General features: G+C 67.6%; 5 protein-coding genes. All 5 read right to left on the bottom strand.

Annotation, left to right across the window (positions count from 1 at the left end):
• Nucleotides 1–1,488, bottom strand: a complete 1,488-nt coding sequence (locus SFU54_RS05320; RefSeq protein ID WP_319015259.1) for an FAD-dependent oxidoreductase — start codon at nt 1,486–1,488, stop codon at nt 1–3.
• On the bottom strand, nt 1,485–2,420 hold the full coding sequence (locus SFU54_RS05315; protein ID WP_319015258.1) for an FAD:protein FMN transferase: 936 nt from the start codon (nt 2,418–2,420) through the stop codon (nt 1,485–1,487). Before SFU54_RS05315 ends, SFU54_RS05320 begins: the two co-directional genes overlap by 4 nt.
• Nucleotides 2,404–2,835, bottom strand: coding sequence for a hypothetical protein (locus tag SFU54_RS05310; RefSeq protein WP_319015257.1), 432 nt, complete (start codon nt 2,833–2,835; stop codon nt 2,404–2,406). Before SFU54_RS05310 ends, SFU54_RS05315 begins: the two co-directional genes overlap by 17 nt.
• Nucleotides 2,836–2,966: 131 nt before the next feature.
• On the bottom strand, nt 2,967–3,821 hold the full coding sequence (gene purU, locus SFU54_RS05305) for a formyltetrahydrofolate deformylase (protein WP_319015256.1): 855 nt from the start codon (nt 3,819–3,821) through the stop codon (nt 2,967–2,969).
• Nucleotides 3,822–3,825: 4 nt separating this feature from the next.
• Nucleotides 3,826–4,146: low temperature requirement protein A (locus tag SFU54_RS05300; protein WP_319015255.1), on the bottom strand; the 321-nt coding region annotated here is incomplete at its 5' end.

The following is a 4,146-nucleotide window of genomic DNA, read 5'->3' as shown; positions in this document are numbered from 1 at the left end:
CTAGTAGCCCGCGAAGTAGTCGGTGTGCACGCGCCGCACTCCACCCCGGCGCAGAGCCGTGCGGGCTGCGGCCACGATCGCGGGCGCGCCGGAGACGTACCCGCGCCGCGAGGCGAGGTCGGGCACGTGCTCGCGCAGGGCATCCGTCGTCAATTGATCGGGAGTCAGCTCAACGGTGCGGGCCGAGGCACGCTCGAGCACCTCGCGGTAGAGCACTTCGCCGGGGTTCGACGAGACGACGACCACCACGATGTCGCGCTGCTCGCCGCGCTCGGCAAGGCTCGCGAGCTGACTCGCGAACGGGGTCATGCCGATTCCGCCGGCGACCATGAGCAAGGGGATGCTCGCGTCAGCAGGCAGCACAAAGTCACCGGCCGTCTGGGTCACCGTCACGCGGCTGCCCGGCTCGAGGGCGCCAAGGGCCTTCTTGAACGAGCTGCCACCCTCGGGAGTGCGCATGCCGATCGCGATGCGCGGAGCGTCGACCGCTGCGGCCTGCTCGGGCGGTGACGCGATCGTGAACGTGCGACGGAGTCCGCGAATGTCGGCGGCGTGCGGCAGGTGCAGTTCGAGGTATTGCCCCGCGGCGAACGGCACGGGGCGTGACGGTTCGAAGCGGTATTCGGTGGCGAAGGGCGAGAGCGGAACACGCTCGACGAGCCGCAGCGAGAAGCCGGTGCGGCGCGAGACGGCGAAGGCGACGATGTTGCCGAGCACGAGGGCGAGCTCGGGCGAGCGGTAGATGGGCCCAAAGCTGAAGGGAACCGAAAACGCGACGGCAACCGCGGCCGCCGTGAGCCATTGCTGCCACCGCCGCGGCGGCAGCGTGAGCGGCTCACTGAGCATGAAGCCCGCGAGAAAGACGATGGGGAACAGCTGCAGCACGGTCGAAACCGCGGCGAGCGGATCGCTGCCGGTCACGACGAGGCGGCTGCCGCTGAGCACGACAGCGAGCACGATGAAAATGAGGCCAACGTCGAGCCGGCGCGTGCGGTCGAGCAGCAGCAGGGCGCCGATTGCCACAACCGGCAGCAGGGCCGGCGTGGCTACCCACCAGAAGCCCACGCCTTGGCCGGCGTAGTAGCCGATGATGCCGGCAACCAGAACACCCGTCGCAGCGGGGTTGAGCAGGTGCCGACCGCGCCACACGATGAGGTATTTCGAGAGTGCGGCGATGATGCCGGCGCCTGCCGCGGCAATGAGGGCGGGCGTCGTCAGACTCACCTGCACGATGCACGTCACGATGAGCGCGGTGATGACGCTCGACTCGCGATGCGGCACCACGCGGGCGAGGCGAGCGGCGATCTCGTTGGCGCCGAGCGTCGCCACCATGACGACTCCGAGCGTGCCGAGAATAGCGAAGGGGTCAGGCCCGATGGCATCAAGAAACGCGAAGAGCACCGCTTGCGCGAGCACGACCGCGAGCGTGATGGTGGCCAGGCGGTACATGCTCACTCGCCCGGTCAGCGCGTCGATGCGTGCTCTCATGCAAACAGCTCCCCTCGAAGGCCGGGGCTCGCCTCGAGCCGCCCGGTATTGCTCAATCGAACCCACTCGAACGCAAACTGCTCGCTCAGGCGCGCCGGTTCGGTGACGAACAGCGCTGTTGCGAGCCCGTCGGCGACGAGTGCACTCTCTGCGACGACCCACGTCGCGATCACGCCATTATCAACCGGTCGGCCGGTGACGGCGTCGATGATGTGGTGCAGCCCGTCGCCCCACGCGCGACGGTTGGTTGCCGACGCACACAGGGCCGCATTGTGCAGCTCGACGACACCGACCGCCTTGGTGGGGTCGGCCGGGTTTTCCAGCGCCACACGGATGCTGCGCTCACCCCGCACGCGCACGTCGCCACTCGCATCGACCACGGTGTCGCCCACGCCGCGGGCCGCGAGCAGGTCGCCGACGATGTCGACGAGGTAGCCCTTTCCGGCGGCACCCACGTCGAGCACCACGGGAGCAACCGTGTCGAGAGCAATCCCCTCGGCGGTGTGCCGCAGGGCAATGGTGTCGGTCCAGCTCGGGGCGGGCACCGGGGCTCCGGCGGGAGTGAGTCGGTAGGCGGCGTCGTAGCCGAGGCGCTCGAGGGAGGCTCCGACGAGCGGCGAGAGGCGGGCATCCGTCAGCGCATGCAGTTGTTCATAGAGCGCGAACATGGGCCCGGCATCGGCGGGCAAGCGCCACGACCCGGCCTCGCGTGCGATGCGCGACACGAGCGAGTCGTCTCGAAAGCGCGACCAGTCACGGTCGAACAGGTCGATGCGGGCGAGCACGGCAGCGAGCTCGTCGGCATTGAGGGCCGTGCCCAGCGAGCTCACCGGGGTGTCGAGGCCGCCGATGCCGATTCGCCACGGGGCGCCGATCGCCTCAAACCTCGTCGGCCAAAGAGCGGTCGGCTCGGCGTCAGCCCTCGAGGGCATCCGCCTTGATGGCCTTCAGGGCCTCACGGAACCCGTTGCTCGTCAAAGACGAGCCGGCGACAACGGTGACATTGAGCGAGTCGATGTCTTCACCGATGACCAGGTCGCCGATGCCATCGGCAAACTGCCCCTGAAAGTCAGCCGTCGTGGGGTTGTTGGGGTTCACCGTGATCTCGACGTCGGTGACGATGTCATTCTCAAGTTCGATGACGACGATGATGTTCTCCGCGCCATTCGGAGACTCGTAGGGGCCATTGGCCTGGTACACGCCGTCGCGGTAACTTGCGTCGACCGGCTCGGCGGGTTCGGCGGGCGCTGCGGTCGAGCACCCTGTGATGGTTCCCAGCAGAGCGACGGATACCCCGAGGGGGACGGCGATGCGAGCAGCCGTGGTGCGGGCGGTGCCGGAAATCATGGGACTCAACGTGGCTCCTGGTGGTTAGGCGAATCGTGATCGGGACAGCGACTCGGGGTTAGCCTCTCGGGTCTCGGTGGAGATTCGCTGAGACTTCCCCATACGCATCGTCGACGCTGAGTGAACGTTCGTTACGTGAAGATGATCGTGCGCTGGCCGTCGAGCAACACGCGGTCTTCGGCAAACCAGCGCACGGCCTGACTGAGGGTGCGACTCTCGATGTCGCGCCCGATCACGACGAGTTCGTCGGCCGAGCGTGAGTGGTCGACGCGCGTGACGTTTTGCTCGATGATGGGCCCCTCGTCAAGGTCGCTCGTGACGAAGTGGGCCGTCGCCCCGATGAGCTTGACGCCACGGGCGTGGGCCCGCGCGTAGGGGTTGGCGCCCTTAAAGCCGGGCAAGAACGAGTGGTGAATGTTGATGGCTCGCCCCGCGAGCGCCGCACACAGCTCGGGCGAGAAGATCTGCATGTAGCGCGCGAGCACGACGAGCTCGATGTCGTGTTGCTTGACGGCCTCGAGAATGCGCGCTTCCATCGCGGCCTTCTCCTCGGGCGACGTCACGGCGCGTGACTCGAACGGCACGTCGTAGAACGCCGCGAGCTCGGCGAGGTCGGGGTGGTTGCCCAACACGAGGGGAATCTCGATGGGCAGGTGCCCACTGCGCTGCCGGAACAAGAGGTCGTTGAGGCAGTGCGCCGCTTTCGACACGAGCACGAGCGTGCGCAATGGCCGGCCCACGGCGTCGATGCGGCACTCCATGCCATAGCGGTCGATGACCGGTTGCAGGGCGGCACGAAGCTCGTGCTCGTCGGCGTGGGTCTCGGTCTGCAGGCGCAAGAAGAAGCGGCCCGAACCGAGGCTCGAAAACTGCTGCAGTTCGGTGATGTTGCCCTCGGCCTCGACGATGGCGCCCGTGACGGCATGCACAATGCCGGGGCGGTCGTCGCACACGAGTGTCACGATCCAGTGGTGGGGGTTACTCACCCTCTCAGCCTATTGCGACCGCTTCGGCGCTTTCGTCGTGCTCGTCGGTCGGCCACACGTATTCGTCAATGATGACGACGAGGGCGACGATGCCGTTGACCATCCACGTGAGAGCGAGCGGCGTGATGCCGGGGATGAGCGGCGCCGCGAGCCATAGCGACGTGAGGGCCGCCATGCCGAGAAGGTGTGACCGCAGCCACGGCCGGCCGATCGACCGCTTGAAGAGCAGGTTGCCGAGCAAGTAGAGGGCGGGCGCCGCCACCACGACCGCGAGCGTCGCGGCATCGAGCGGGTCATCCGGATGCGCGAGCACGAGCTCATCGCC

Origin of the sequence: Microcella sp. (assembly GCF_033763155.1) — a bacterium.
Classification (GTDB): Bacteria; Actinomycetota; Actinomycetes; order Actinomycetales; family Microbacteriaceae; genus Microcella.
Note: the sequence above shows the minus strand (reverse complement) of the source record. Positions and strands in the feature narration are given on the sequence as shown.

Bases quoted from the DNA above. Each gene is read 5' to 3' on its own strand.
- SFU54_RS05310 (WP_319015257.1), bottom strand. From the start codon at position 2,835: ATGATTTCCGGCACCGCCCGCACCACGGCTGCTCGCATCGCCGTCCCC.
- SFU54_RS05320 (WP_319015259.1), bottom strand. From the start codon at position 1,488: ATGAGAGCACGCATCGACGCGCTGACCGGGCGAGTGAGCATGTACCGC.
- SFU54_RS05315 (WP_319015258.1), bottom strand. From the start codon at position 2,420: ATGCCCTCGAGGGCTGACGCCGAGCCGACCGCTCTTTGGCCGACGAGG.